1 protein-coding gene is annotated in these 480 nt (G+C 51.9%); it reads right to left on the bottom strand.

The features are described 5' to 3' along the window. Nucleotides 1-480 (bottom strand): hypothetical protein (locus K0040_RS22470; RefSeq protein ID WP_500302298.1); only part of this gene is annotated, 480 nt, incomplete at both ends.

The following is a 480-nucleotide window of genomic DNA, read 5'->3' as shown; positions in this document are numbered from 1 at the left end:
GCAACCAATATCGGCCAGTTTGCTGTTGCCTTGCATCATGTCGCGGATACACATCGCCATCAGTAAACTTTCGCGCAGAACTGCGCGGCTTTGCTCGGCATTGCATTGATACTGTTTGTTATTTTCATCTTCGCCATAGCGGAAGTTTTTATCAGCCCAGGCCAGTGCCATTTCCAGTTCGGCTTTGTCGTAAATCTTCTGATCGATACGGCGACGCAGTTCGGTCATATCCACCGCCTGGACTTTCATTCCCAGCCAGGATTCAAAGAAGTTGGGATAAACGATGGAACCGGCGATACCCATCGAACCGCCGCCCAGCGACAGATAGCTTTTACCTTTCATGCTGGCGACGGCCAAACCGGCGCGGGCAAAGCGCAGCAGTTTTTCTTCAACATCGGCAGGAATCGATGTGTCATCGGCATCCTGAACGTCATGACCGTAAATGGAGAATGCCGGGATGCCTTTCTGGCTGTAAGCTGC

Source organism: Terrisporobacter petrolearius, from assembly GCF_020748185.1.
GTDB lineage: Bacteria > Bacillota > Clostridia > Peptostreptococcales > Peptostreptococcaceae > Terrisporobacter > Terrisporobacter petrolearius.
The sequence above is the reverse complement of the archived record's forward strand: the minus strand, read 5'-3'. Positions and strand labels throughout refer to the sequence as shown.